We start from the raw sequence: 25,101 nt of genomic DNA on the forward strand, positions 1-25,101 counted from the left end.
GCGTACGAGTGGTGCTGGCGTTGGCGGTTGGGGCTCATCGGCCTCGGCGGATGGGCTGCCAGCGTGGGCCATTGTCAACGCGTCACCTCGTTTCGGTAAAAATTATGGACGATCGTCCATCCAATTTGTAGAGTGGGTGACATGCTGCCTACTGCCCCTGATACTGCGGCGGCTCGAGCCGCGGTCAACCTGGTACTGGAGGTGTCCGACGCTCCACTCGTGGGGCATGTCTGGCGCACGTGGTTTTTCGGTCGTCAACTCATTGCCGAACATGTCCACGACGCAGATTTTGAAGTCGGATTCGTGGCCGCGATGCTGCACGATTTGGGGCTCACGGCCAGTTTTGACGGCGATGCACCCTTCGAACAGGCCGGCGCTGCCGCGGCGGCCGATACGCTCGCCGGCCTGGGGTGGCCGCAGGACCGTATCGCGCTCACCGCGGCCGCGATCGGCCAGCATCTCGACGTGGCGTCGGCCGAGGCCAGGCCCGAGATCGCCCTCGTGCACCTGGGCGCCGCCGCGGACGTCATCGGCCTTCGCCTCGATGACCTTCCCGGCGAACTGATCGAGGAGGTTCTGAACACTTATCCACGGCAGGGATTCGTTGACACTGTATTGCCCGCGCTTGAGCGCCAAGTCGAGCGCAAGCCCGAGTCGACGATCGCGCGGTTGTTTAGCGCCGTGCGGTTCGGCGATCTGATGCGGGCATGCCCGCTCGATGCCCGATGAGCCGTTCTGCGCCGCTTTCACCGGCCGCCCGTCGGGATCCGCCGTCCGATGGGCGCCGAGCAAAAGGGATCCGCTCGCGCGACGCGCTGCTCGCGGAGGCCGTACAGCTCGCTTCGGTTGAGGGCCTCGAAGGGCTCACGATCGCCAGTCTCGCCGAACGGCTCGGCACGGCGAAGAGCAGTGTTCACGCCGCATTTGGATCCAAAGAGGCCCTGCAGGTCGCGGCCGTGCAACGGGCCAGGGCGATGCTCATCGAGTTGGTGATCGTTCCTGCGCTGGCCGCCGAGCCGGGCCTGGCCCGGCTCGAAACACTTGGTGAGTCGTGGTTCACCTACCTCGAGAACGACATCTTCGAGGGTGGCTGCATGCTGTGCTCGGCGTCCGCGGAAATGGATGGACGCCCGGGAGCCACCCGCGACGCCGTTGCCGCGGTGATGAAGGAATGGCTGCAGTTTCTTGCAGACAACGTCCGCGCGGGCATCGACCAAGCCGAGTTCGCTGCGGCAACCTCGCCCGACCAAACGGCGTTCGAACTTAACGCAATTGGGATGGCTGCCAACTGGCACCACCAGCTATTCGGCGGCCTGACCGCCTTCACCGCCGCCCGCCGCGGCTGGGCCGACACACTTCAGCGCATTCGAGCCTGACCCAACCGAAGGAGATTCTCAATGACCGCAATCACCACGTTGACCGAACGCAACCGCGGCTATGCCGCCGCCCATTTGGGCAAGCGTCCAGCGCTAGAACCGAGCCTCAAGACCGTGATCTTGTGCTGTGCCGACCATCGCACCGACCCCGCCCACGTCCTCGGACTCATGCCCAACGAAGCCGTCGTCATCCGGAATCCCGGCGGCCGCGTCACACCCGATTTCCTTCGCAGCCTCGCCGTGCTTGCGGCAGTCGCGATGACTGAAAACTTTTCGACCGAATACGAGCTCATCCTCATGCAGCACACAGATTGTGGGCTCTCACACCTCTCGCCGCAGACCAATGCCGAGGTGCTCGCACCATTTTTCGGCATCACGCCGGACGAGTTGCCCAACCAGCAGCTTGGCGACCCGCGCGAGGCGGTACGCAGCGATATCTCACTTCTACGCAGCAACCCATTGGTCCCCCGCACGCTTGTCGTCAGCGGACTCGTCTATGACGTCGATACGGGGCGCGTGGAGACGATCGTGCCGCCGGCCACGACCGTCTAAGGCAAGACAGAGTCAGGCGGCTTATGCCGTCTAAGTGAGTTGGTGTTCGCATTCGACAGGACTGATCATTCCGAGGGCCGAGTGACGCCGGCGACGACTTGGGACTTCCCCCAATATGAACCACGTTGTGCTGTAACGACGTCGACTCGTCGGCGTAGAGCTGGCGCCGCACCCCGTTGCTCGCCTCGAGCGCGCCAGGCCGCCAAGGCATCTCGGGTGCGCTGGCTGATGAGGCTACGTTCGTATTCGGAGCCCGCGATGATGTTCGCCGCCATCTCCCCTGCCGGCGTGCTGGTGTCGATATCGAGGTCCGCAAAAGTGAAGAGGCCCCCGGTCACACCGCGCCGGTCCATCAAGCCCGCACCGACCCGAAAACGGGATGTTTTCCCAGGTAAATCCAGTGGAGCTAAGGGGACTCGAACCCCGTAACCAACCTGTGGAAATAGGTTCTGATCTGCATTTTCCGTCTTTCGGCATTGTTGCGCAGGTCTGCCGTGTACTGCGGATATGCCTCGGCGTGTTACGCGACGTAACAGTGCTGGGGCGCCAATTCCGAAGGATGGCAGTGGCAGACCTACTCGTTTTCGGCAGGTAGAGGAGGTAGTGGGGAACCTGGCGCATGTCGAGCGCCCTGCGCATACTCGACTTACGGACACGTCAATATCGCGGGCAGATTCATCCGAACGAACGACCGACGTCCAGTGAATCGGCGTGACGTCGTTTTCACCCATAGCAGGTTGAGATGTCCCCCTACGCTCGGCGTATGGCGACGTTTGCGTTGGTGCATGGCAGCTGGCACGGCGCGTGGTGCTGGGAATTGTTGACACCGCTGCTGCGGAAAGCGGGCCATGATGTCGTCGCCATGGACCTGCCTTGCGATGACGGTTCGGCGAACTTTGAGACGTACGCCGACGTGGTTAGCGCTGCGCTCGTTGGGTGCAATGACGATGTGGTGCTCGTGGGCCACTCGTTGGCGGGCAACACGGTTCCATTAGTCGCGGCTCGCCGACCGGTACGGCATTTGGTGTACTTGTGCGCCCTGATTCCTGACATCGGCAGGAGCTTTTTCGACCAACTGCGTGACGAACCCATGCTGAACCCCGAATACGTGAAGGGGCTAAGTGAGCCTGATACGCAGAATCGAACCGGATGGGTCGATCTCGAACTTGCTCGCAAGATATTGTTCGCCGACTGTGATGAATCGACATCGGAGACAGCATTCCACCGGCTTGGACTGCAGGCACGGTACCCGTATTCTGTCCCGTTCTCGCTGACCGAATTTCCTGCTGTGCGTTGTACTTACGTGGGTTGCAGTAACGACCAGCTGGTCTTACCTGAGTGGTCGAAACGAGTCGCTCTCGACAGGCTCGGTGCCGATGTCATCGAGCTTCCTGGTAGTCACTCACCGTTTTTCTCGCGACCGACAGCTCTTGCCGATGTGTTGCTCGACATAGCTGACGACAGATAGCGCCGAACCCACCAGAGCTGATGGACCGCTATTTCGACACCGCGTTCAGTTCTGTTCGGGCCTGGTCGATTTGGTCGTAGGCGTAGTTCACCATGGCGGCGGTGGTCATCGTTTCACCCCTGTGGGCGAGTGACTTGTAGGTCTGGTCGCCGAGGACAACGTGCAGATGGGTGATCGTGGTGGTGATCTCGGGCATGGTTGCCGTGGTGAAGGGGCCGACAGCGAACCCGGCGATGGTGGCTGCTGACTCGCATCGTCCGATCCCGTCGAGAATCGCAGCGAGAAAGCTCAGGATGGGTCGCAAAGTGGTGGTGTTGCCCGCGTCGTGGCATCGCCTAAGCCAACGAAGAACCCCGTGGTCTTGGACTGTTTGTCGTATTGATCGGTTGCAATCACTCACCATCACTTACGCTCACGTCAGCGACGACGCGGGACAGGGGTCGGGCCGAGCGCAAGGGGGAGCGTAATGACGGGGACAGCGAGCGTGGATGCAGAACGTCGACTATTGCGAGAAAAAACCGTCCTCGCTCATTTCGAGGCAGAGAACCAACACGACATCGCGGCGACGCTCGCCACATTCAAATCCGGCTCCGCCCGAACGGAATTGCCCGGAGAGGTCGCCGATGGTCCTGATGCGGTCGCCGACGCCTACCGTGAACTCTTCACTGCGCTTCCGGATATGCGTTTCTCCGACATCACACCCGGATCGCTGTGTCACCAGGGCGACCGGGTGATTCTGGAGTCTCGCGTGCAAGGCACCCACGACGGGCCGTATCGCGGCCTACCCCCGACTGGTCGCCGAATCGACCTGCCGCTAGTAGCGATCTTCGAGTTCGATGGCACCGATCTCCTCTGCGAACGCGCCTACTTCGACCGACTCGCGATGCTGATGCAGCTCGGCGTCGCACGCGATCCCAACACCCGAGTTGGTCGAGTCATGACTCTCCTCAATCATCCTGTGATGATCGCCCGAGCAGCATTGCGTTCGCGAAGAGTCGGCAACTCGTAGGTCCTTGGGCCTCGCCGGTAAACAGGAAAGTGACGACCCCCGACGCGCGGCGTTCGGGTGGTTCCTCGAAAGTAAGTGGTGTCCGCGAAAGCCAAAACTTGTCCTGAACTGTCGATACCGTTGCTCCTGGTATCGCCGACGGCGTTGATAAGGACACCGCCCTGCTGATGAGAAGGAATACGATGACCTCGATCGCCGATCCGACGACTGCCACCACGAGGTCGGCATGACTACCTCCGGAACGCCTTCTGACGGCTTCGACGGCACCAGGCACGACATCGACGGTCTCAGCGTGTTCTGTGCGGACACCGCCCCGGCAACAAGCACCCTTCCAACGGTCGTCGCCGTGCACGGCATTCCTGAGTCATCGCTCGCGTGGCGCGATGTCGCAGCCGAGATCGGCGGCAGCGCCCGCATGGTCATTCCCGACCTGCCCGGGTTTGGGCGGTCGGACAAGCCCGCGAGCTACGATTATTCGCTTGCTCGTCAGTCGCGGCTCCTGGAGGCGCTGCTGGAGCGTGTGGTGCCCGAGGGTCCAATACACCTCGCCGTTCACGATATCGGCGGACCCGTCGGCCTGATGTGGGCAATCCGCAACCCCGACCGCCTAGCGTCGTTGCTTATCCTCAACACCACGCTGTTTCTCGAACTCTTTCGCCCACCCCGTGCGGCGGTCGTGTCTTTGGTCCCGGTGATTGGTCCCCGAGTGGTCGCTGCGACTCTGTCGCGTGAGAGCGATTTCAAGCGCGGATTCCTGCGTCCGTGCGCTCGACCCATTGATCCGGCCACGCTCGATGAGTTGTATGACCCCTACCGCCAACCTGACGCTTGCCGCGCTGCCGCACTGACCTGGGCTGCCTATCGTCGCGGCCTTGGCGCTGTCGTACGTGCACGTCGGGAACTGCCGCGCATTACCGCGCCTACGACCGTCCTGTTCGGCGCTCGTGACCCGTATTGCACTCCCGGCAATGCGCGTGCGTTCGCATTACGCATTCCAAATGCCCGCCTGCGTCTGCTTGACGATGTTGGGCACTTCACTCCGACGGAGGCACCTATCGAGGTTGCCGATGAGCTGAAGAGCCTGCTGCAACGGGCGCAGTGACCACAGGCTGCCGCCCAACCCAACAGGAACGCCGCCGAGACCGTTCGGCGGGGTCTCCCATTCTGGTGTCGGTTTACGCCTACGACCAGATCGACCAGGCCCGAACAGAACTGAACGCCGGCTCAAATAGATTCCGCATCTAGGAGGCGACGGCGAACAGACGCCACTCGCCGGGCACGCCCCTGAGGCCGTGCCGTTCCTATCCGAAAAGCACAGTGCGAACCAAGTGGGTATCGCAGTACTCGCGGAGAAGCGCAATCTTGTCGTCGGCGAAGCGGAATAGCCAGCTATATGCGTTGGCATACTTCTTGCCGCTAAGTGCGGTGGCGTTGGACTCGCCGAAGAGCACGACGTAGGGACCCTCGCTCATGGCGAGTTCATAAGTGAAGTGCATGCCATCTCTGGTGAAGCTCGGGATGCTGCGCACGAAATCGAGATATGCCTCTTTGTCATAAACGGTCGCTAACGGCTCGCCGGTCGGCAGCATTATCGGTACGCGGAGCATCTCCTCGAGCGTGAAATCGTCACTGATCATTGCCTCCACCGCAGCAACATCGCCACGCTCTGCCGCCTGCAGAAGCTCCTTTGCTCTCTGCTTTTGCTGCTCACCAGTCATGGTTTCTCCTTCGGGCCGATCAACGTGTTTGGTCAATATGCAGCAGCCTCTCCCGACGCCCGGTTAGGCGGACGCGCAAGTCCCCGTTCAGCGCGTAGCGCGTCTCGGAGAACATTGCCGAAGTGTAAGCCGAGGAGTGGGTCGAGTTTCGGTGTCAGGCACGCAGCTGCAACAAAGTGTTCTTCGCAAAGTCGCTGCTATCAGCTTTCCAACGCCTTCGCGCACCCGCCGAGGATGGTCAGGAAGCTCCGACGGACGAGCCGCGAGCTGGGTCGCGTTTCCCCGGACATGCTAAACGCCGCCGCACCAAATCTTAAGGAGGACACCAAGTTCGACCTCAGCTCCGGGCCTCAGAAATCGTCATCCTCGCCCTCGATGAACTCGGTGGGATCGTAGGGGTCCTCGTCGTCGAAATCCTCGGTCTCAGCGTCGATCACTTCTGAATCCAGCTGCGGCTGATCGAGCCTCTCGATGGTGTCGCCCCACATTTCTTGTGGCACAACGACTTTCACAGCACTGACGAGCCCAGGCGGCGGTAATCAACTTGCCCACTCGCGTACCCCGTTCGCGACGCCCACGATTGCTTTGGTTCATTCGGGCCCCGGCGGGGGCGGTTGGTCTCAATGACTGCCGCAGCCTGGGCTCGGGGCAGTGCGAAGGCGGGGGGCTTCCTGGTGTAGACCACGGCAGCGACCCGAGCACGGGGATAGTGGCGATTGGGATTACTTCTTGGGGCCGCGATGGGAGGCGGCTGTCAAGGTGGTGGTCTTCTTGGTCGTGGTCACCGCCGCCGCTGTTGGGGCGGTGGCGGTGCCGCTTTTGACGGCTGTTGGGGCGGTGGCGGTGGCGCTTTTGACCGCTGCGGCTTTGACCGCTGCCGCCCCGCCGACAGCCGCCCCGTTGATGTTGAAGCCGGGGCCGACCTTGGTGACGGTCGCGATGTTTTGCAGGAACGACCCCGCGATTGCCACCGGACCTGGGCCTGCCACCACAATGTTCTTGCTGCCAAAGTTGTTGAACGCCACGTTCAAGGCACCCCCCTGGCCCGCGACAACTCCGTCGTTGGTCCCTCCGAGGTTCACGGCGGCATTGGCGATGCCGTTCGCGTTGACTACGTGGCCGTAGAACGTGGTCCCGTCGCCGAAAAGGTTGACCGCGACGTTGCCGATACCCCAGGCGTGCACGACGCTGCCGATGGTGCCGATAGGCGTCGTGGTTCCGGGCGAGACATTGACGGCGATATTGAGGCCGCCCGTGCCGAGCGAAGGCGTCCCCCCTGTATCGGTGAAGCCATTCGGGCCTAGTTGCATAGCGATTCCGAACAGCCCCAAAGCGCTCGCAACCGCGTTATCGCCTGCCGCCGTCGCGAAGGTAAATTCGTTGTCAGTCGTGGCCATTGCTTGCGTGCCGGTCGAAAATGCTGTGCTGAACAGTCCATAGGCGTGAGCCTCAGCGTTGGTGCCGACCGCGATGGCGATACTGGTCAGGTTGCTCGTGCACTGTGCGGAGTTGCCGATGCCAAGCAGTGACGCGCACGTGGCGTTCGCGGTCGGGACTCCACTCACGGTTCCGATGGCCAGCGCCCCCGACACCAGCACGGCGAGCAACGCCCCGCATTTAGTCCGAATCCCGCCCATGAGTTGCCCCCATCTTTTTGTATATGACCAGGGTGTCGATGCCCCGACGACTCGCTGGGAGAGTTATAACAACCCAACACGCATGCGACTTACGGATACGTCAATATCGCGGGCAGATTCATCCGAACGGACGACCGACTTCATCCGAAGGAACTACAGCGGTGGTTGTTGGTGTCGCGGAGGTTGAGTCCCCCACCCCGTTCCGTCGCATTCGGCGCAGCAGCGCCCGCGCTCGGCGTCGTTTCTTTTGTCCTGCCGTAGTCGGTTCCGCTGCTACGGGGCGTTGCCGCGCCGGTCATCGGTGCCCATGCGCCGCCTTCGTGAGGGCGGTTTTGCCCACCTTCGGGGTGGCCGTGGTCGCCGGTTTGCGGGTGGCCGTGGTCGCTGGTTTCGGGGCGGGGACGACCAGCCTGGGTAATCCGTTGGTGGGTTGCAGGTATGGGGCGTGGACTCCGGTCGCCGTGTCGTTGCGCGAGTAGCCCGCGTCCACCAGCGGCTTGAGCGCGGTGTTGAGAGTGGTCACCGCCGGTGCGGGCACCCCGAGCTGCGCCAGCGGCTGCAGCAGCGGCAGGGTCGGGGTGGGTACGAGATAGGTTGTCGTCGTCGCACCCGTGCTGTTGGTGGTGACCGTGATGTTCTGCGGCGGTACACCATCTGGGCTCGACAGGCTGGAGTTGCTGTGCACGTGGGCCATCCCGGCCACCGCGTTCACGTCGGCCAGCAGGTTCCACGGTCGGTCGGGGAAGTCGGCCCAGCCGTCGTACTCGCCCACCACGACGACGGTGTTGTACGGGCTCTGAGTGTCGGGACGATTCACCGTGTACCCGAACACCGGAATGGTGGTCTCAGCGGGAAGGTAGGTAGCCAGCCCCATGGTCTGCGGGGTGGCGCGGGTGGGGTCACCGGACACGATGAACGTCACCCGGCTTGGCGGTGGCGCATCTGCCGGGTGAGTGTCGTAATAGTGTTGCAGCGCATCGGCTGTCACGCTGCCCAGTGATAGGCCAGCGACCACAACGGGATCATGAGCAGGGTCCGTGATTGACTGCTCGGTGAGTGATACTCCGACGGCAATCGTCTTGTTACCGGACGGAGCATTCGGGCCGAACAATGGACCCACGGTGCGCGGATAGGGGATCAGCGAAACAGTGCACCCACCGGCGCAGGAGTAGTAATTGGCGTCGATGTAGGGGTTGTTTGCACCGCCGATACCGAACGCGGACTGAGGCAAGAACGACCACGTGCCAGCGGCACCGGGCAGCACCAACACATCAGTTTGTGCGAGTGCCGGTGCAGCGAACCCAAGCACACTGGCAGCAGCCAGGGCTGCAACCGCCTGCTTGATCATTCCAACTCCTCGAAATACTTCCCTCGGATGGCGGGGCTAACGGATTCAGGGTGGCCAACGGAATCTGCGCGCAGTTGACCAGTCGCAAAACCCCGACGCAAGTCTGGCGATGGGCGGTTACCAACACACAACTGGGTTTGGCGCAGGCTGTCACCTTCAGCCATATCAGCCTGAATGTCTACTGCCCGCAGTAGTTGTCCGAGATCGCCCCTGGCGGTATCAGCGAATCAATTGCCTTGGAGTGACGCCAAGCCGGGTCCAGCGCGGCCAGCTCGCCTCGCACGTCAAGTGGATGTAGCGCTGCTGCCCGCGAGGGAATGAGGCACACCCCGAACGAACGCATCACGGATAGTCAGGCGCACCTCGCGGGACTCGCCGGACCCAATCCCCGAACGGCTGCTTTGGCTCGCTTCGTGCAGGAGGACATCGTCAGGGTCACGGGAAGGCGCGACGAATTCTCGGTGTTACGCCCACGAACGGAGGTGGCGGACATGAGGACGACCAGGACGGGCCAGTGGTACCGGCTCACGTCGGGCCACCACGCCATGAGCATCTGGGTCGGCGATGCCCAGGTGACCTACCGCGCCCTGCGCGTGCGACGCAACGAGGTTGCCGAGGGTGCAGCGTAAGCAGGTGGTGCCGCTGATGACCGGGCTCGGATCTACTGCGGACGCGCTGCGGACGGACATGACCGCCAGGTAGGTAAACACACAACTCACATGGCATTGGGCGGACGAGTTGGCCTGTAAGCCGGATTCTGTTCCCCGCGACCATTGCTGGTAGCGGGGCGGCGACCATCCATCTGGGCACACCGTTGCCGGGTACCTCAAGCGGCCTACCCGCAGGCTCGGGCGAGCAGCCCTCGGGCACCTGCGCAGCCGCAACCAGGTTGCGGCCTTCTTGGCCTTGCTTCGGGTGGGGTTTACCAAGCCACCCCGGTCACCCGGGATGCTGGTGCGCTCTTACCGCACCATTTCACCCTTACCGCCTTACGGCGGCGGTCTGTTTTCTGTGGCACTTTCCCGCGAGTCACCTCGGATTGCCGTTAGCAATCACCCTGCTCTGTGAAGTCCGGACTTTCCTCGACACCTTCCGGTGCCGCGGCCGCCCGGCCAACTCGTCCGCGCAGTTCACGGTACTAGATCAGGCCCGCTTCAGAACCATCAGGTTGTCGATCAACGTCGCCTGCTGTCCGTCCGGACCGACGCCCTCGCGGCTTACCGGGCCGACATGTTCGTATCGCCAGCGCCCCGGCAGATCCAGTTCGGCGAGGACCTCCTCGGCCGACTGGAACACGTGGTTGTGCACGTGTTCCTTGGCCCACGGCGGCGGTTCGCCATGGTCGACAATCAGCAGGGTGCCGCCGGGGTTGACCGCGGCCGCCGCCTGCCTGAGTATCTGCGGTCGCTCCAGCCGCACCATGGAGTGCAGGAACTGCGCCGAGACCAACTCGAAGCCGCCTGCCGGGAAGCTGTCGGACAGGTCGTGGTGCTGGAATTCGATACGGTCTTTGACATCCGCTGCAGCGGCGGCTTTCTCGGCCCGCTGCAGAGCAGTGGTGGCGATGTCGACGGCCACCACCTGCCACCCGTTCTTGGCCAGCCACACCGCGTCGGCACCCTCGCCGCAGCCCAGATCCAACGCGCGCCCCGGCTCGAGATCACTTGCCACCGTGGCCAATTGGGCGTTAACCCGGCCGCTCCAGATCGAGGGCTTCTCGGCGTAGCGGCTCTCCCAGTGCTCCTGGACAGACGACGGCCAGGCCGGGCCGGGCAACCCGACGCGGTCACTGAGCAAGCTCTGCACCACGGCCACGGCCGCAGCTGAACCGCTGGCGATCGCCGCGGCCACCTGAGGCATCTGGGCGCATGCGTCACCAGCGGCGAACACCCCGGGAACCGACGTGCGGTACATCTGATCGACCAGCAGGCCATCGACTACCGCCGGGCCGGGCGGTGCGATCTGGACGCCGAGTTGTGCTGCCAGCGTGGATCGCTGGTGCAGCCTGCTGGCCAGCAGCACGCGCCCGGCCCGGTGAACATCGCCGTCGGCGAGCTCCAGGCGGAAAGCTCCATCTTCCCGAGCAGCCGCGACCACCTCGCCTTCGATCAATCGCACCGACTTGTACTGAGCAAGTTCGCCCTGGCCGGCGGCGTAGAACTCGTGCGGTGGACGGCCGTCTTGACCCAGCAGGCCGCCGATACCGTGCGCGACACCGTTACTAGACTGTCCGACGTCGACCACCAGGGTCCGGCGCCGTGCCCGTCCCAGTACCAGCGCTGCACTCAATCCTGCCGCTCCGCCGCCGATGACGATGCATTCCCAATCACTACCCGTGCTGTCCGGTTCCATGGTGTCGAGCTTGCCGTCGACAACCCGGGAATGCCAAGCTGATTTGCCATGCAGGCAAATCGTGATCCCGATGACATCGAGTCACGGGTACGGCGACGGTTGCGGGAACTACGCACTCAACGCGGTATGACCCTGGAAGACGTTGCGCGCGCGGCGGATATCGACGTTTCGACGCTGAGTCGACTGGAGTCCGGCAAACGCCGACTGGCGCTCGACCACCTACCGAGACTGGCTGCGGCACTGGCAGTCAGTTCCGACGATTTGATGCGCGCACCGGAGGCCGACGACCCGAGAGTGCGCGGCACCGCCCAGATCCGCGACGGAATCACCTACTGGCCGCTGACCCGCGACGGACCGGCAGGCGGATTGCACACGTTCAAACTCCGGGTCAGCGCGCGCCGCCGCATCCCACCCGCCGAACTGCCGGTGCACGACGGTCACGAATGGCTGTACGTGTTGTCCGGCCGGTTGCGACTAATACTCGGCGCACGTGACTTCGTGATCAAACCCGGTGAGGCTGTTGAATTCTCGACGTGGACCCCACACTGGTTCGGATCCGTCGACGGCCCGGTGGAGGCCATCGCCATCTTCGGAGCACACGGCGAGCGGGTGCACGCACGGACCTGAGACCCCGCATCAGAACGGGGCGGCGCCTCGGCGGCTTGATCGGCGGTCTGGAGATCGATGATGGGGCCCGGGGCGCCGCGCGGGTTCGGCCACCACTTCGGATGGCTTCACACACCGTGACGGCGGGTGGCCGATCGGTGAACACAACGAGAACAGTGGCGCGGTAACCTCGCTGAGGCCTTTCTGCCCTACGTCACCAGGACCGCTGCACTCGACAATGTCGTCGTGGGAAGGGGCTGGCAATTGTTCGATCGGAGCGGGCGACCCATTGGGGTCATCACGGGATCGAGGGCAGCGCCGGCCGCGCCCGTCGCGGGGATTGCGACCAGACCGTGCGTTGTGCCGTGGCGATGAGACCGGACGTCACCGACGGGCCCGATCGACAGGCGCTGACCGCCCGGCGGGCCGCGGCCGCTCCCGCCGATCAGATCCTTGGGCTACTGGGCAGTTCTCGCGACGGCCTGTCGAGCGTGGAAGCGGCGGCGCGCCTGGAGCGGGTCGGGCCGAATGCGGTGCGTACCCATCACGTCAAAGCGCTTGCGGTGCTGGGTCGCCAGCTGCGTAACGCCGTGCTGATCCTGCTGGCCGGCACTGCGATCGTGTCGTACTTCCTCGGCGACAGCATCCAGGCCATCATCATCGGAATTATCCTGACTGCCAGCATCGGATTGGGGTTCTTCAACGAGTACCGCGCCGAGCAGGCCGCCGCGGCGCTGCATTCGCGTATGCGCCACACCGCAGTGGTCCTGCGCGATGGGCAATTCGTCACCCTGGACGTCACCATGCTGGTGCCCGGCGACATCATCCGGTTGACGCTGGGCGAGGCGGTACCTGCCGACCTACGGTTGATCGAGGCCGTCGGCCTGGAATGCGACGAGAGCATCCTGACCGGCGAGTCGATGGGATCGGAGAAGTCACCCGAGCCGGTGGGCGCCGATACCGATCTGGCCGACTGCACCGATCTGGCGTTCATGGGCACGATCGTCAGTGCGGGCGAGGGCCGCGGCGTGGTGTACGCGACGGGGAAGAACGCCGAATTCGGCCGGATCGCAGCCGGTTTGGGTGAACGCCAGCCTGAAACCGACTTCCAGATCGGGCTGCGCCGCTTCTCCTATCTGCTGCTGCAGGTGGCGATCGCGCTGACGGTGCTGATCCTGGTCAGCAACCTGCTACTACGCAAACCGCTGATCGACTCGGTGCTGTTCTCCCTGGCTATCGCCGTGGGCATCACCCCGCAGCTGTTGCCGGCGGTGGTCAGCGCCAGCCTGGCCACCGGGTCGCGTCGGCTGGCCAAGGCCAAGGTGCTGGTCAAACGCCTGGTGTGCATCGAAGACCTCGGCGATATCGACATCCTGATCACCGACAAGACCGGCACTTTGACCGAAGGGCGCATCAGTCTGGTCGACGCCCTCAACACCGCTGGTGCACATAGTGATTCGGTGCTAAGGCTGGGCCTACTGGCCTCCGATGTCGACCTGCAGGCCGGTGGCGTCAGCGCCAATCAGTTGGACACCGCCCTGTGGGAATCCCCCAACGCCAAGCAGATCGTCGGCGCGGCCCGTCGCGTCGCACTGCTGCCCTTCGACCACCTGCGCCGTTCAACGTCGGCTCTGATCGACGACGAGGGCAAACGCATCCTCGTCGTCAAAGGAGCCCCCGAACAGATCCTGGCCCGCTGCTCGACGAACGACCCGGCCGCCCAGATCACCCTGGCCGAGCTGTTCGCTGGCGGGCGGCGGGTGGTGGCGGTGGCGGTCAAGCCCGCACCCAACCTCACCGCCATCACCGCCGACGACGAATCAGAATTGATGCTGGCCGGGTTCCTCGTGTTCGCCGACGAACCCAAAACCGCCGCCCGGCAGTCGCTGACCGAACTGGCCGCGCTCGGCATCGAACTCAAGATCGCCACCGGCGACAACGCCCAAGTGGCCGAAAAGGTCTGCCACGACCTCGGAATGGTGTCCAAAGGCACCATCACCGGCTCCCAACTCGACGACCTCAGCGACGGCGAATTCACCCAGGCGGCCGCCAATCACACCATCTTCGCGCGCATCTCTCCCGAACAGAAGGCACAGCTGATCACCGCCGCGCGGCGCATCGGACGATCCGTCGGTTTTCTGGGTGACGGGGTCAACGACGCGCTGGCGCTACACGCCGCGGACGTCGGCATCTCCGTCGACACCGCCACCGACGTCGCCAAGGACGCCGCCGACGTGGTGCTGCTGGAGAAAGACCTCGGGGTGCTCGCCACCGGTGTCGCCGAAGGCCGGCGGATCTTCGCCAACACCATCAAATACGTATTAATGGGCACATCAAGCAATTTCGGCAACATGTTCTCCGCCGCAGCAGCCTCGGCGCTGCTGCCGTTCCTGCCGATGCTGCCCAGCCAGATCCTGCTCAACAACCTGCTCTACGACAGCTCCCAGCTGGCCATCCCGACCGACCGGGTCGATGACGAGCAATTACATGCACCCTCGCACTGGAATGTCGCGTTCATCCGTCGGTTCATGCTCACCTTCGGCCCGATCAGTTCGGTGTTCGACTTCCTGACCTTCGGGCTGATGCTCGGGGTGCTGCATGCCGGTGCCGTGGAATTCCGCACCGGCTGGTTTGTGGAATCCCTGGCCACCCAAACGTTGATCATCTTCGCCATCCGCACCCGCAAGGTGCCGTTCTTACGCAGCCGGCCCAGCGGTTGGCTGACCATCACGAGTCTGACCGTGGTCGCGATCGGCGTGCTAATCACGGTGTCCCCGCTCGCGCACACCCTGGGTTTCACCCCGCTACCGTGGCAATTCTTTGCCGCGCTCGGCGGTTTCGTGGTCACCTACCTGGTCTTGGTCGAGCTGGCGAAAATGGTGTTCTACTCCGAACCAATGCGGCTGTTCGCACAGCCACACCGCACCAGAGGAGACGCGCACCGCATCCATCGCCGCGCAGCCCGCTTCTCTCACGCCGCCAGCACCGGCTCCTAGACCGAAAGAAGCGACCGTGGCGGCCCGACTACAGCACCGAGGCATCGTCGTGGGCATCGACGGATCGGGCCCATCTGAAGCGGCGCTGCGCTACGCGGCCCACGACGCCGCGCTGCGCACCCAACCGCTGACACTGGTAAACGTCAACCCGCTGGTTGCGTCCCCGGGATGGGGATCCTCGATGGCTGACCTTCTTGGTGGCCATTATTGGCACCGTTGTCCGGCGGTGAATCGTCGCTGTCTTCCGGCAGTATTTCCCGAGCGAGAACGGGGTGCCGACAGCAGCCTGAATTAAAGACAATAGGTCTGATCAAAGATAGTCGGTCTGATTTACCAACCTCACCGCAGACCCGCCGTCGCCGAAGAACTCGGCGATGCTCAAGGAAGCCAGATCCAGATGCAGTCGGTACAGAATGCCGGGTCCGGCGTCGAGCGCCAGCCGCAACAACGTCTTGATCGGGGTCACGTGCGACACCACCAGAACGCTGGTATGACCGTGCTCGGCGACGATCCGGTCGCGCGCTTGTTGAACCCGAAGCGCGACGGCGTCAAAGCTCTCGCCGCCCGGCGGGGAGACACTGGTGTCTGCCAGCCATTGCCGGTGCAGCTCTGGATCGCGGGCTGCCGCTTCGAGAAACGTCAGCCCCTCCCAGGCGCCGAAGTCGGTCTCGATGAGGTCGTCGTCAACGGTCACGTCGAGCCCCAGGGCCGACGCCGCAGCTGATGCGGTGTCGAACGCGCGCTGCAGTGGCGAACTCACGACGGCCGAGATGCCACCACGGGCCGCAACATATGCCGCGGCGGCCGCCGCCTGCTGCCGGCCCAACTCGGTCAGTGGCGGGTTACCGCGACCCGAGTAGCGGCGATTGACCGACAGTTCGGTCTGCCCGTGCCGCAACAGGAGAAACCGAGTTGGCGCGCCGCGCGCGCCGGTCCACCCCGGCGCCTCAGGCTTGGCGGCCGGCTCGGCTTTGGCGGGCGCTGGCTCGGCGGCGTCCATCGCCTCATTGGCCAGCCGGTCGGCGTGCGAATTGCGCTCCCGCGGAATCCACGAATACGTCACCCGTCCGAACCGCCGGGCCAATCCCGCGGCTTCTTCATTCAGCGGAATCAGATCCGGGTGTTTGACCCGCCAGCGGCCGGACATCTGTTCAACCACCAGTTTCGAGTCCATCGACACGTCGACCTCGTCGGCGCCCAACTCGTCGGCGGCCCGCAGGCCGGCGATCAGGCCGCGGTACTCCGCGACATTGTTGGTGGCCCAGCCGACGGCCTCTTTACGCTCGGCCAGCACCTCGTCGTGGGATGCCGAGAACACCACCGCGCCGTACCCAGCCGGTCCAGGGTTGCCGCGCGATCCTCCGTCGGCCTCGACCAGAACTTTCACAGACCGGTTGTCCCGGCCCGAAAGTCCTTGACCCGAACCAGAATTGCTCCACATTCCGGGCAGCGCAGCAGGTCGTCATCGGCGGCGGCGGAAATCCGGGACAGCTCACCGCGGTCGATCTCGATGCGGCACGCGCCGCACCGACCGCCGTTCAGTGGCCCGGCACCGGCACCGCCCCGCGACCGCTGCCGCTCGTACAGCCCGGCCAGTTCGGGGTCCAGGGTGGATACCACCGCGGCCCGTCGGTCGTTGGCCACCTGCCGCGACTCGTCAATGGCGACCAGAGCGTTGTCGCGGTCGACCTGCGCAGTGGTCAGATCACCCTGCAGCGCGTCGATCAGCGCCAGCTCCTCGGCCTGCTCGGTCTGCAAATCTTCGCGACGCTCCATGATCTCGAGCTGCTGCTCCTCCAGCGCAGCTTGCCGACGCTGCAACGTCTCGAGCTCGTGCTGCAGTTCACCGAGCTGCTTGGCCGCTACCGAGCCGCTGTCCAGCAGCTGCTGGTCGCGGGTCTCACGCTGGCGCACCGCGTCGATCTCGGATTCGAACTTGCCGACCTGAGCATCCAGGTCCTCCACCGCAATACCCAGCGCCGCCACCCGGTCATTGGCCTCCCGATGCTCGGCCTGCACTGCCTCGAACCGCTGCTGTTCGGCCAGGTGTTTCGACCGATGCGTCAGCCGGGCCAGCGCGGCATCCAATTCTGCCAGCTCCAGCAACGAACGCTGTTGTGCCACTTCAGCTTTCATATCCACATCTCTCAGCAGGTGATATCCAGGTTCCACGGGTCGGTGCGGATCTGACTGACTCGCACCGGCAATGCATCACCGAATTGTGCACGCAACACCCCGGCGGCCTGCTCACACCATGGAAATTCGCTGGCCCAGTGCGCCACGTCGACCAGTGCGACCGACGATGCGCGGCGATGCTCGTCGGCCGGATGGTGCCTCAGATCGGCGGTCACGTAGGCATCGACACCGGCCCGCGACGCAGCACCCAGCAGCGAGTCACCCGCACCCCCACACACCGCCACCCGCGACACCACCACGTCCGGATCGCCCGATGCGCGAACCCCCCACGAGGTGGCAGGCAGCCCGCGCAAAACACGGGAAGCGAAGGCCGACAACGATTCCGGCTCTGCCAATGAACAGATGCGTCCGATCCCCACACCCGACGGCAGCGCCGCCAGCGTCAGCACATCGAACGCGGGCTCCTCGTACGGGTGCGCGGCGCGCATCGCTGCCAGTACCGCGGCACGTAACTGGGCCGGCGCGATCACCTCGACACGCTCCTCGGCCACCTGCTTAACGGCGCCGACCTCACCGATCGTGGGGGCAGCACCTTCGTGCGGCAAAAACTGCCCGACGCCAGAGGTGGTCCAGCTGCAATGCGAGTAGTCACCGATCTGCCCGCCGCCGGCGGAAAACAGCGCCTCACGGACCGCCCTGGCATCTGATGACGGCACGAAGACCACCCATTTGTCCAGGTCGGCGCCAGCTGCGGCAGGGTCCAGGACATCCTCAACGTGCAGCCCCAGCGCATCGGCCAGGGCGTCAGAGACACCCGGCGCAGCGGCGTCAGCGTTGGTATGGGCGGTAAACAGGGCCGATCCGCGCCGGATCAGTGAGTGCAGCAGCGCGCCCTTGGCGGTGTTGGCGGCGACGGTGTCCACGCCGCGCAGCAATAGCGGATGGTGAGCCACGAGTAGACCACGTTCCGGCACCGAGGCGACCACATCTGCAGTCGCGTCCACCGCGATGGTCACCGAATCGACCGTCTCGGCAGGGTCACCGCACACCAGGCCGACCGAGTCCCAGTCGTGCGCCAGCGCCGGCGGGTACGCGTCGTCCAGAACCGAGATGACCTCACGCAACGGCACGCTCACCAGCTGACCTCCTGTAGTGCCTGCACCAGCAGCGGCCATTCCGGTCGCACGGCGGCGCGCAGGTATCCGTCTGGCAGGCCGAAGAACGTGTCACAGCGTCGCACGGCAATCCCCTTTTCCTGCAGATACTTCCGGGCCAATCCGGCATCCGGCACGCCGAACAACACGAACGGCGCCACCCCGTCGACCACCGGAAAACCGGCCGCGGCCAGCCCGGCGACCATATCGGCTCGCAGCTGCGCCAGCCGCACGGCGCCTGCTGCGGCTTCGCCGACGGCATCGGGAGCACTGCACACAGTGATGGCCTCCAGCTGCAAGGTTCCCAGCGGCCAGTGCGCGCGCTGCGCCGTCAGCCGGGCCAGCACCTCAGGGGCGCCCAGTGCGTAACCCACCCGTAGGCCGGCCAGTGACCAGGTCTTGGTCAGACTCCGCAGCACCAGCACGTCGGGCAGCAAGTGGCCCGCCAACGATTCAGGCTCGCCAGGCACCGAGTCCATGAAGGCCTCGTCCACCACCAGCAGCCGCCCCGGCGCGCGCAGGGCGAGAATCTCGTCGCGCGAGTGCACGACCCCGGTCGGGTTGGTCGGATTGCCGACCACCACCAGGTCAGCATCGTCGGGCACCACCGCTGCCGACAGCCGGAACGGGGCGGGCAGCACCACCTGGGCCACCGGAACCCCGGCCGCGTGGAACACCGCCTCCGGCTCGGTGAATGACGGTGCGATCAACGCGGCCAGGCGCGGCTGCAGCTGCGGTAACAGCGCAAATCCCTCCGCCCCGCCAGCCAACAAGGCGATTTCTGCAGGTGCGCGACCGTGGCGCGCGGCGACTGCAGCTCGGGCTGCAGCGGCATCAGTGGCCGACGGATAGTGCGCAAGATCACCCAGGCGGGCGGCCAACCGCGCCGTCAGCCAGCCCGGCGGCTGCGCGCTGCGCACGTTGACCGCGAAATCCACCATGCCGGGACGCACGGCCTGGTCACCGTGGTACCGGGCGGCGGTTCGACTTGCCACCCCACGACATTAGACAATGTCCTGGTGACTCCACAGCTGGTGCTATTCGACCTCGACGGAACCCTGACCGACTCCGCCGAGGGCATCGTCGCCAGCTTCCGGCATGCGCTGGCCGAGATCGGCGCCGGCGATATCTGTGCCGAGGTGCCCGACGGCGACCTGGCCGGTCGGATCGTCGGCCCGCCGATGCACGTGACGCTGCGCTCGCTCGGCCTGGGCGCGAAGGCCGACGAGGCGATCACCGCCTACCGCGCCGACTACACCACCCGCGGCTGGTCCATGAACCGCATGTTCGACGGCATCGACGCACTGCTGGCTGACCTGCGCGCCGCCGGCGTACGGCTGGCTGTCGCAACCTCCAAGGCCGAGCCGACCGCGCAGCGCATCGTCGAGCACTTCGGCATCGACGAGCATTTCGAGGTGATCGCCGGAGCCAGTGTCGACGGCAGCCGCTCGGCCAAGGCCGACGTGGTCGCCCACGCCCTGACCCAGCTGCACCCCGTACCGGAGCGGGTGCTGATGGTCGGCGACCGGTCGCACGACGTGGAAGGTGCCGCGGCCCACGGCATCGACGCCGTAGTGGTCGACTGGGGTTACGGCGCAACAGATTTCGATGATGATGCGACGGTGCGGCGCGTAGCCTCCGTCGACGAACTGCGGGAGGTGCTGGGTGTCTGAGCGGTTCGCGCCGTTGCACGTGACGTTCATCTGCTCCGGCAACATCTGCCGGTCGCCCATGGCCGAGAAGATGTTCGCCCACCAGATCAGCGAGCGCGGCCTGGCCGACGTGGTCCGGGTGACCAGCGCGGGTACCGGCGGCTGGCATGCCGGGGACGGCGCCGACCGCCGTGCCGAGAAGGTGTTGCAGGCACACGGATACCCCAGCGCGCACGCGGCCGCCCAGATCGGACCGGACCACATGGGCGCCGACCTGGTGGTGGCCATGGGCCGCAACCACACCCGCATCCTGCACGACCTCGGCGTCGACCGGGACCGGGTCCGGATGATGCGCTCGTTCGACCCGCGCTCGGGCGCACACGCGCTGGACGTCGAGGACCCGTATTACGGCGATATCGACGACTTCGAGGAGACCTTCGACGTAATCGAGGCCTCCCTGCCCGGCCTGCACGACTGGGTAGACAAGCAGTTGGCAGAGGAGGCGAGTTGATGCGCCGCCTCGCGTTCCTGCTCCGGCCGCAGTGGCTGGCGCTTTACGTCGTGGTAATTGCCTTCGCCTACCTGTGCTTCACCGTGCTGGCGCCGTGGCAGCTGGGCAAGAACACCCGGACCTCACGGGAGAACAACCAGATCGCATCGTCGCTGAACACTGATCCGGTGGCGCTGACAACACTTCTGCCACAACAGGATTCGTCAGCTCAGGACGCCCAGTGGCGCAGGGTGACGGCGACCGGACACTACCGGCCGGAAGGTCAGGTGGTGGTCCGGTTGCGGCTCGACGACGGCGATGCGTCATACGAGGTGCTGACGCCTTTCGCGGTCGACAACGGGCCGACCGTCTTGGTCAATCGTGGTTACGTCAAGGCCGCTGACGGTCCCGGCGTGCCACCGTTCGCGGCCGCTCCCACCGGCAGCGTCACCATCACCGGTCGGCTGCGCGACCCCGAACCGGTGGCGGCCGGCAAGGAACCGTTCCGTCGCGACGGCATTCAGCAGGTGTACTCGATCAACCCGGCCCAGGTCGCCAAGCTGACCGGGATCCCGTTGGCCGGTTCGTACCTGCAGTTGGTCGACGGCCAGCCCGGTGGCCTCGGAGTGATCGCCATTCCGCATCTGGATGCCGGGCCGTATCTGTCGTACGGCATCCAGTGGATCGCGTTCGGCATCATCGCCCCGATCGGTGTCGGCTACTTCGTGCGAGCAGAAATCCGCCAACGCCGGCTGGAGAAGGCCCAATCCACCTCTGCGGCATCAGGTCCCGATCCCGATAAACCCGCCGCGCCGCAGACTACCGAGGAGAAGCTGGCCGACCGCTACGGCCGGCGGCGCTGAGTCCCACTGCCACCGCAGTGGTGAGCGCTTGCACGCGGTGCGACAGCCGCACCGCTTGCCCCAGATTTTTGGTGGTGGGCGACGGCCCGTCGCCCAAGGTCGGCCGCAGCTGAATTCCGTACGGGTACTGCGTCGCACCACCGAGCTGCACCCCGAGCGCCCCGGCGAACGACGCCTCGACCACACCGGCATTGGGGCTGGGATGCTTGTGTGCGTCGGCACGCCAGGCCCGCCAAGCGGCGCCGGGCCGACCCGACACCGCCACGACGCACAGACCCGCCAACCGAGCCGGCACATAGTTCAGCAGATCATCGAATCGCGCTGCGGCCCAACCAAATCGCTCGTAACGCTCCGAACGATGACCAATCATCGCATCCAAGGTGTTGGCACCGCGGTATACGAGCAGCCCCGGCACCCCAGCCACTGCACCCCACAGAATCGGGGCCACCTGAGCGTCAGAGGTGTTCTCCGCGACCGATTCCAACGCCGCCCGGGCGAGGCCGTCTGCGTCCAGCGAAGCCGGGTCCCGCCCGCAAAGTGACGGCAGCAGTTCGCGGGCGGAGTCGATGTCGCCGCGTTCCAGCCGGGCAACCATGTCGGACCCGGTCCGGGCCAACGAGGTACCGCCCAGCACGGTGTAGGTCGCGGCCGCGGTCACCAAAGCCGTCCCGACCGGTCCCCTGGTGGCGCGTTGCAGACCGAACCCCAATGCCGCGAGCGCTCCGAGCAGCACCGCGGTGTGCGCGGCGCCCGCCGCCCGGTTGTCCGCATACGTGCGACGTTCCAGCAGCGTGGTAGCCATCCCGAACAGCGCCACCGGATGGCCGCGGCGGGGATCGGCCCAGCACTTGTCTGCCAGATAGCCGAGCGCCAGACCGGCCGCCCGCGGCGCGCTGCTACGACCGATCACTACGGTGTCCAATCACGCCGGGAGCGTCTCACACTGTGCTTTACTCAGATACATGCGGCTCGGCCCACCCCGAAACCCCAGGCGGATTGTCGATCTGATCAATCCCGCGGCTGCACTCGCTCCGGCGGCAAACGTCATCATGCAGCTGGCATTGCCCGGTGTGGGCTATGGGGTGTTGGAGAGCCCGGTCGACAGCGGCAACGTCTACATGCATCCGATCAAACGGGCCCGCACTACTGGTACCTACCTGGCCGCCGCAACGTACGGCACCGACGCCGACCGGGCGCTGATCCGCCGGGAAGTGGACCGCGTCCACGCCCAGGTCCGCTTGTGCGCTTGCACCCGGATTCCGGCCTGGCCAGAACTTTCTGACCTGGCGCTTTCTGGACCCCACCGCGCAAGAGTTCTACGTCGACTGGGAAAGTTCTACCGCAACCAGTGTGAGCGTGCTGCGCGAAGTGGTGGGGGCGGACATGGGAGACCCGCGAGTGCGCGCGTTGGTCGACGAACTGTCGGCGGCCAGCGAACGATTCCGCGAGCTGTGGGGCCGCGCTGACATCATCCAGCCTGCTGAAGTCATGCACATGTGCCACCCCAAAGTCGGCGACCTGTACTTGCAGCGCACTCCCCTGGCGGTGCCGTATTCGAGTAGCCAGCACCTGGTCATCTACCACGCGGAACCCGGAAGCCCTTCGGCCCTCGCGCTCGAGAAGTTGCACGCCCTGGCGAGCGAATACGTCGACGACCCGCCCGACCCGTGACGTATCTCATCGGTTCAGAACGCTAGTGAGCCACAATCCGATGTCGCGGTGGACGTCATCTTTTTCTGCTTCGTTGAAGATCTCGTGGCGCCCGCCGGCATAAAAGCGGTATTCCAGCGCGAGATGGCCATGCGTCATGTAGCGGGTGATAAGACGCTGGATTGTCTCCGTCTTGCCGCCGACCGGGTCGGCCGTTCCCGCCACGATCAAAATCGGCAGATCCAGCGGTACCCGCGCTTCGTTCTCCAGTAGCCATAGGTCGTGGAAGCCCTTGATCACCGAATAGGTCATGGCATTCGAAAACGGCTTGGCACACAACGGATCACTGAGAAATTTCTGAATCTCTGCGGCGTCGCTGGTTTGCCACTCACAGCCGGTCGGTTTGGCGACATCGGCCACGAATGGCGCGTTGAATTCCGTCAGCAGTCCGCCGAAAAACGTGCTGGGCGCCGTGGCATCTGGCCCCACGGCAAGCGTATGAAGCTCCTCGATGACTGCCGGATAGCGGTCTTCGCTCAGGCCGGGGAGCGCGCCCATCGTGCCGCACAACACCGCCCCGGCTAGAAGGTCGCCGTAATTCTCGATGTGCGCCTGCGTCAGCGCCGAGCCCATGCTGTGCCCGAACGCGACCAGCGGCAACGACGGGTTTTCGGCTCGGGCTATGTCGGCAAGTTGTTTGATGTCGGCGGTCATATCGTGCCAGGCGGTGATTCCGGCCTGGCCAAGCTGCCCAGGACCTGCGGTGTGGCCGTGCCCGCGTAAGTCCAGTGCGTAGACCACGTAACCCTCGGCTGCCAGATACCGCGCGAGTCGGCCGTATCGGCCACTGTGTTCAGAGATGCCATGGGTGATCTGAACGGCAGCTCGCGGGCGAATCCCGCACGGCGGGTGCCATTTTCGAACAAAGATTGGGGCTTGGTCGAGTTGCGAGGCAAACGTGAAGGTGCCGATATCGGTGGACACGTCCAAGGTGGTCATGTCAATCCTCTCACTGGCTTTCACGGTGGACCGGCGTGATCCCGGCTACGACTGGAATGTCTCTGCCACAAGCCCCTGTCACTGACATCGACGCTGGGACCCGTGTCAGACTCCACTCTCTACGCAAAATAAGGCGATAGCCAGGTTCCCAATGTTGGTGGGATCGGCAGGGTCACGCTGACCATTGACAAAATTCCAGCGGTTCATAGTCACGCTAGATCGGCGCGATGGATTTCGCGCCGATCTCCGCTTTACCCCGCACTCGCCAGCCCGGCGATTTAGTTGTGCGGCTGCCCGCCGCCGCAAGCGCCGTTGACAGCCGGCCGCACCAACGCGGTCGTGGCCTGCAAAACGCCGTTGCCATCCTTGGTGCCACGTGCTCCGAGGCACACCCCGGCGGCGATAGCCGTTGCATCGGCACTCGCACGCTTGGTGTAGCGCGTATCGGGTGTCACGGTCACCGTGGTTTGGCTGTTGTCGGCCGCCTTGACGACGATGGTGTTGCCGTTCACCGAAGCCACGGTGCCGCCGATTCCGTGTCCCTTGGGCCCCTCGGTACCACCCTTGTGTCCGCATTGGCCGTTGTCGGGCTGGCCGAACAGGACGCCTGCAGCGGTGACCGTGGGAGCAGTGTCGTTGTCTTTGGTCGGACGGACGGCGATGCACTCACCCGCGGTGACATCGGTGAGCTGGCCCGGGCTGAATTGCATGACGCGCGTTGAGGAGGTGACGTCGACGGTGGCCGGACCGTCCTTCCCGGTGACCGACACGGTGCCACCCGCCACCGAGTTGACCAGCCCGAACACCCGGTCCTTGCCATTGTCGGGATGGCCGTTGTGGCCACCGGCTCCGGGAGAAGGGCTGGCCGCGGGAGACGAAGCGGCGGTAGTGGACGACGGAGTGTTCGACGATCCGCATGCTGCCAAAGAGAGCGCAGCGAATCCGGCAAGGGTGGCAACGGCGTAGCGCTGGGTACGAGATGTGGTGTGCATAAGGACACAGTGGTTGCCAGAACAGTGAATCAGCTCAGATCCTCATGTGAAATGGCTAAGCGCTGGACCGCCGGCCTGGTGGTCTGCGGTCACTGAGCGTTGC

29 protein-coding genes, 1 other RNA gene and 2 pseudogenes are annotated in these 25,101 nt (G+C 64.8%); 15 read left to right on the top strand and 17 right to left on the bottom strand.

The genetic code is table 11. From position 1 onward, the window contains the following. Positions 1 to 219 precede the first annotated feature (219 nt). From M2432_RS18030 to M2432_RS18040, 3 genes are read left to right on the top strand one after another with little or no spacing between them, the layout of a single operon-like run. On the top strand, positions 220 to 729 hold the full coding sequence (locus M2432_RS18030; RefSeq protein WP_280828192.1) for a hypothetical protein: 510 nt from the start codon (positions 220 to 222) through the stop codon (positions 727 to 729). Next, the gene (locus M2432_RS18035; RefSeq protein ID WP_280828193.1) at positions 726 to 1,376 is read left to right on the top strand and encodes a TetR/AcrR family transcriptional regulator; all 651 of its coding nucleotides are present in this window, start codon (positions 726 to 728) and stop codon (positions 1,374 to 1,376) included. Before M2432_RS18030 ends, M2432_RS18035 begins: the two co-directional genes overlap by 4 nt. 21 nt (positions 1,377 to 1,397) lie before the next feature. Further along, positions 1,398 to 1,928, top strand: a complete 531-nt coding sequence (locus M2432_RS18040; protein WP_280828194.1) for a carbonic anhydrase — start codon at positions 1,398 to 1,400, stop codon at positions 1,926 to 1,928. 65 nt (positions 1,929 to 1,993) lie between these two features. On the opposite strand, the gene M2432_RS27970 is transcribed toward M2432_RS18040, so the two are convergent. After that, positions 1,994 to 2,659: a recombinase family protein gene (locus M2432_RS27970; RefSeq protein ID WP_348536317.1), complete on the bottom strand. Its 666-nt coding sequence runs from the start codon at positions 2,657 to 2,659 to the stop codon at positions 1,994 to 1,996. A 32-nt stretch (positions 2,660 to 2,691) separates the two neighbouring features. Here M2432_RS27970 and M2432_RS18050 point away from each other — a divergent pair, with 32 nt between their 5' ends. Then, positions 2,692 to 3,396 carry an alpha/beta fold hydrolase gene (locus M2432_RS18050; protein ID WP_280828196.1) on the top strand — a complete coding sequence of 235 codons (705 nt, stop codon included), beginning with the start codon at positions 2,692 to 2,694 and terminating at the stop codon, positions 3,394 to 3,396. A gap of 28 nt (positions 3,397 to 3,424) precedes the next feature. Here the strand turns inward: M2432_RS18050 and M2432_RS18055 are convergent, their stop codons facing one another. Continuing rightward, positions 3,425 to 3,700 (bottom strand): hypothetical protein, encoded by a 276-nt coding sequence (locus M2432_RS18055; RefSeq protein WP_280828197.1) that lies wholly within the window; start codon positions 3,698 to 3,700, stop codon positions 3,425 to 3,427. Between the two features lie 162 nt (positions 3,701 to 3,862). Between M2432_RS18055 and M2432_RS18060 the strand changes: the two genes are divergently transcribed. Continuing rightward, on the top strand, positions 3,863 to 4,405 hold the full coding sequence (locus M2432_RS18060) for an ester cyclase (RefSeq protein WP_280828198.1): 543 nt from the start codon (positions 3,863 to 3,865) through the stop codon (positions 4,403 to 4,405). Positions 4,406 to 4,631: 226 nt separating this feature from the next. Continuing rightward, positions 4,632 to 5,507, top strand: coding sequence for an alpha/beta hydrolase (locus tag M2432_RS18065; RefSeq protein ID WP_280828199.1), 876 nt, complete (start codon positions 4,632 to 4,634; stop codon positions 5,505 to 5,507). 199 nt (positions 5,508 to 5,706) lie between these two features. On the opposite strand, the gene M2432_RS18070 is transcribed toward M2432_RS18065, so the two are convergent. The 5 genes from M2432_RS18070 to M2432_RS18090 form a co-directional block, all read right to left on the bottom strand. Further along, the gene (locus tag M2432_RS18070) at positions 5,707 to 6,123 is read right to left on the bottom strand and encodes a nuclear transport factor 2 family protein (RefSeq protein ID WP_280828200.1); all 417 of its coding nucleotides are present in this window, start codon (positions 6,121 to 6,123) and stop codon (positions 5,707 to 5,709) included. 350 nt (positions 6,124 to 6,473) lie between these two features. After that, positions 6,474 to 6,635 (bottom strand): hypothetical protein, encoded by a 162-nt coding sequence (locus tag M2432_RS18075; protein ID WP_280828201.1) that lies wholly within the window; start codon positions 6,633 to 6,635, stop codon positions 6,474 to 6,476. A 210-nt stretch (positions 6,636 to 6,845) separates the two neighbouring features. Next, positions 6,846 to 7,760 carry a hypothetical protein gene (locus tag M2432_RS18080; RefSeq protein ID WP_280828202.1) on the bottom strand — a complete coding sequence of 305 codons (915 nt, stop codon included), beginning with the start codon at positions 7,758 to 7,760 and terminating at the stop codon, positions 6,846 to 6,848. A 295-nt stretch (positions 7,761 to 8,055) separates the two neighbouring features. Beyond that, positions 8,056 to 9,108 carry a PE-PPE domain-containing protein gene (locus M2432_RS18085; RefSeq protein ID WP_280828203.1) on the bottom strand — a complete coding sequence of 351 codons (1,053 nt, stop codon included), beginning with the start codon at positions 9,106 to 9,108 and terminating at the stop codon, positions 8,056 to 8,058. A 178-nt stretch (positions 9,109 to 9,286) separates the two neighbouring features. Continuing rightward, entirely contained in the window at positions 9,287 to 9,454 is a 168-nt protein-coding gene (locus M2432_RS18090) for a hypothetical protein (RefSeq protein ID WP_280828204.1), read from the bottom strand. Positions 9,455 to 9,599: 145 nt separating this feature from the next. On the opposite strand from M2432_RS18090, the gene M2432_RS18095 reads away from it, so the two are divergent. Then, on the top strand, positions 9,600 to 9,737 hold the full coding sequence (locus M2432_RS18095; RefSeq protein ID WP_280828205.1) for a hypothetical protein: 138 nt from the start codon (positions 9,600 to 9,602) through the stop codon (positions 9,735 to 9,737). Between the two features lie 101 nt (positions 9,738 to 9,838). Here the strand turns inward: M2432_RS18095 and rnpB are convergent. The 3 genes and pseudogenes from rnpB to M2432_RS18110 form a co-directional block, all read right to left on the bottom strand. Beyond that, positions 9,839 to 10,228: RNase P RNA component class A (gene rnpB / locus M2432_RS18100), an RNA gene on the bottom strand. Positions 10,229 to 10,251: 23 nt separating this feature from the next. Continuing rightward, a complete protein-coding gene (locus M2432_RS18105; RefSeq protein WP_280828242.1) occupies positions 10,252 to 10,884 on the bottom strand; it encodes a class I SAM-dependent methyltransferase in 633 nt (210 codons plus the stop codon). Next, positions 10,867 to 11,460 (bottom strand): annotated as a pseudogene (locus tag M2432_RS18110) (FAD-dependent oxidoreductase); the annotation flags it as partial. The pseudogene M2432_RS18110 and the gene M2432_RS18105, both read right to left, overlap by 18 nt. A gap of 48 nt (positions 11,461 to 11,508) precedes the next feature. On the opposite strand from M2432_RS18110, the gene M2432_RS18115 reads away from it, so the two are divergent. The 3 genes from M2432_RS18115 (at position 11,509) to M2432_RS18125 (ending at position 15,357) form a co-directional block, all read left to right on the top strand. Then, positions 11,509 to 12,087, top strand: coding sequence for an XRE family transcriptional regulator (locus tag M2432_RS18115; protein ID WP_280828206.1), 579 nt, complete (start codon positions 11,509 to 11,511; stop codon positions 12,085 to 12,087). Positions 12,088 to 12,437: 350 nt separating this feature from the next. Further along, complete coding sequence (mgtA, locus tag M2432_RS18120; protein WP_280828243.1) at positions 12,438 to 15,062, top strand: magnesium-translocating P-type ATPase; 2,625 nt, start codon at positions 12,438 to 12,440, stop codon at positions 15,060 to 15,062. Between the two features lie 49 nt (positions 15,063 to 15,111). Next, positions 15,112 to 15,357, top strand: coding sequence for a hypothetical protein (locus M2432_RS18125; RefSeq protein WP_280828244.1), 246 nt, complete (start codon positions 15,112 to 15,114; stop codon positions 15,355 to 15,357). Between the two features lie 15 nt (positions 15,358 to 15,372). On the opposite strand, the gene M2432_RS18130 is transcribed toward M2432_RS18125, so the two are convergent. The 4 genes from M2432_RS18130 to cobC are packed head-to-tail and all read right to left on the bottom strand — an operon-like array spanning position 15,373 to position 19,293. Further along, a complete protein-coding gene (locus M2432_RS18130) occupies positions 15,373 to 16,449 on the bottom strand; it encodes a bifunctional RNase H/acid phosphatase (RefSeq protein WP_280828207.1) in 1,077 nt (358 codons plus the stop codon). Next, on the bottom strand, positions 16,446 to 17,198 hold the full coding sequence (locus M2432_RS18135; protein ID WP_280828208.1) for a C4-type zinc ribbon domain-containing protein: 753 nt from the start codon (positions 17,196 to 17,198) through the stop codon (positions 16,446 to 16,448). Before M2432_RS18135 ends, M2432_RS18130 begins: the two co-directional genes overlap by 4 nt. Before the next feature lie 11 nt (positions 17,199 to 17,209). Continuing rightward, complete coding sequence (locus M2432_RS18140) at positions 17,210 to 18,334, bottom strand: Nif3-like dinuclear metal center hexameric protein (protein WP_280828209.1); 1,125 nt, start codon at positions 18,332 to 18,334, stop codon at positions 17,210 to 17,212. Continuing rightward, on the bottom strand, positions 18,331 to 19,293 hold the full coding sequence (cobC, locus tag M2432_RS18145) for an Rv2231c family pyridoxal phosphate-dependent protein CobC (RefSeq protein ID WP_280828245.1): 963 nt from the start codon (positions 19,291 to 19,293) through the stop codon (positions 18,331 to 18,333). The genes M2432_RS18140 and cobC overlap by 4 nt, the downstream gene beginning before the upstream one ends. 75 nt (positions 19,294 to 19,368) lie before the next feature. Here cobC and M2432_RS18150 point away from each other — a divergent pair, with 75 nt between their 5' ends. Genes M2432_RS18150 through M2432_RS18160 form a run of 3 tightly spaced genes read left to right on the top strand, consistent with a single transcriptional unit; the run spans position 19,369 to position 21,357 of the window. Next, positions 19,369 to 20,025 (top strand): HAD-IA family hydrolase, encoded by a 657-nt coding sequence (locus M2432_RS18150; protein WP_280828246.1) that lies wholly within the window; start codon positions 19,369 to 19,371, stop codon positions 20,023 to 20,025. Next, a complete protein-coding gene (locus M2432_RS18155; protein ID WP_280828210.1) occupies positions 20,018 to 20,515 on the top strand; it encodes a low molecular weight protein-tyrosine-phosphatase in 498 nt (165 codons plus the stop codon). Before M2432_RS18150 ends, M2432_RS18155 begins: the two co-directional genes overlap by 8 nt. After that, the gene (locus M2432_RS18160) at positions 20,515 to 21,357 is read left to right on the top strand and encodes an SURF1 family protein (protein WP_280828211.1); all 843 of its coding nucleotides are present in this window, start codon (positions 20,515 to 20,517) and stop codon (positions 21,355 to 21,357) included. The genes M2432_RS18155 and M2432_RS18160 overlap by 1 nt, the downstream gene beginning before the upstream one ends. On the opposite strand, the gene M2432_RS18165 is transcribed toward M2432_RS18160, so the two are convergent. Further along, positions 21,314 to 22,264 carry a cobalamin biosynthesis protein gene (locus tag M2432_RS18165; RefSeq protein ID WP_280828247.1) on the bottom strand — a complete coding sequence of 317 codons (951 nt, stop codon included), beginning with the start codon at positions 22,262 to 22,264 and terminating at the stop codon, positions 21,314 to 21,316. The genes M2432_RS18160 and M2432_RS18165 overlap by 44 nt on opposite strands. Positions 22,265 to 22,319: 55 nt before the next feature. Here M2432_RS18165 and M2432_RS18170 point away from each other — a divergent pair. Continuing rightward, positions 22,320 to 22,595, top strand: a pseudogene (locus M2432_RS18170) (oxygenase MpaB family protein); the annotation flags it as partial. 55 nt (positions 22,596 to 22,650) lie between these two features. After that, positions 22,651 to 23,028, top strand: a complete 378-nt coding sequence (locus M2432_RS18175) for a hypothetical protein (RefSeq protein WP_280828248.1) — start codon at positions 22,651 to 22,653, stop codon at positions 23,026 to 23,028. A 6-nt stretch (positions 23,029 to 23,034) separates the two neighbouring features. Here M2432_RS18175 and M2432_RS18180 read toward each other — a convergent pair whose 3' ends face one another. Together M2432_RS18180 and M2432_RS18185 are read right to left on the bottom strand one after the other, a co-directional pair. Further along, the gene (locus M2432_RS18180) at positions 23,035 to 24,006 is read right to left on the bottom strand and encodes an alpha/beta fold hydrolase (protein WP_280828212.1); all 972 of its coding nucleotides are present in this window, start codon (positions 24,004 to 24,006) and stop codon (positions 23,035 to 23,037) included. 278 nt (positions 24,007 to 24,284) lie between these two features. Continuing rightward, on the bottom strand, positions 24,285 to 24,998 hold the full coding sequence (locus M2432_RS18185) for a DUF5666 domain-containing protein (protein WP_280828213.1): 714 nt from the start codon (positions 24,996 to 24,998) through the stop codon (positions 24,285 to 24,287). Positions 24,999 to 25,101 lie beyond the last annotated feature (103 nt).

The organism is Mycobacterium sp. OTB74 (genome assembly GCF_029892685.1).
Taxonomy (GTDB): domain Bacteria; phylum Actinomycetota; class Actinomycetes; order Mycobacteriales; family Mycobacteriaceae; genus Mycobacterium.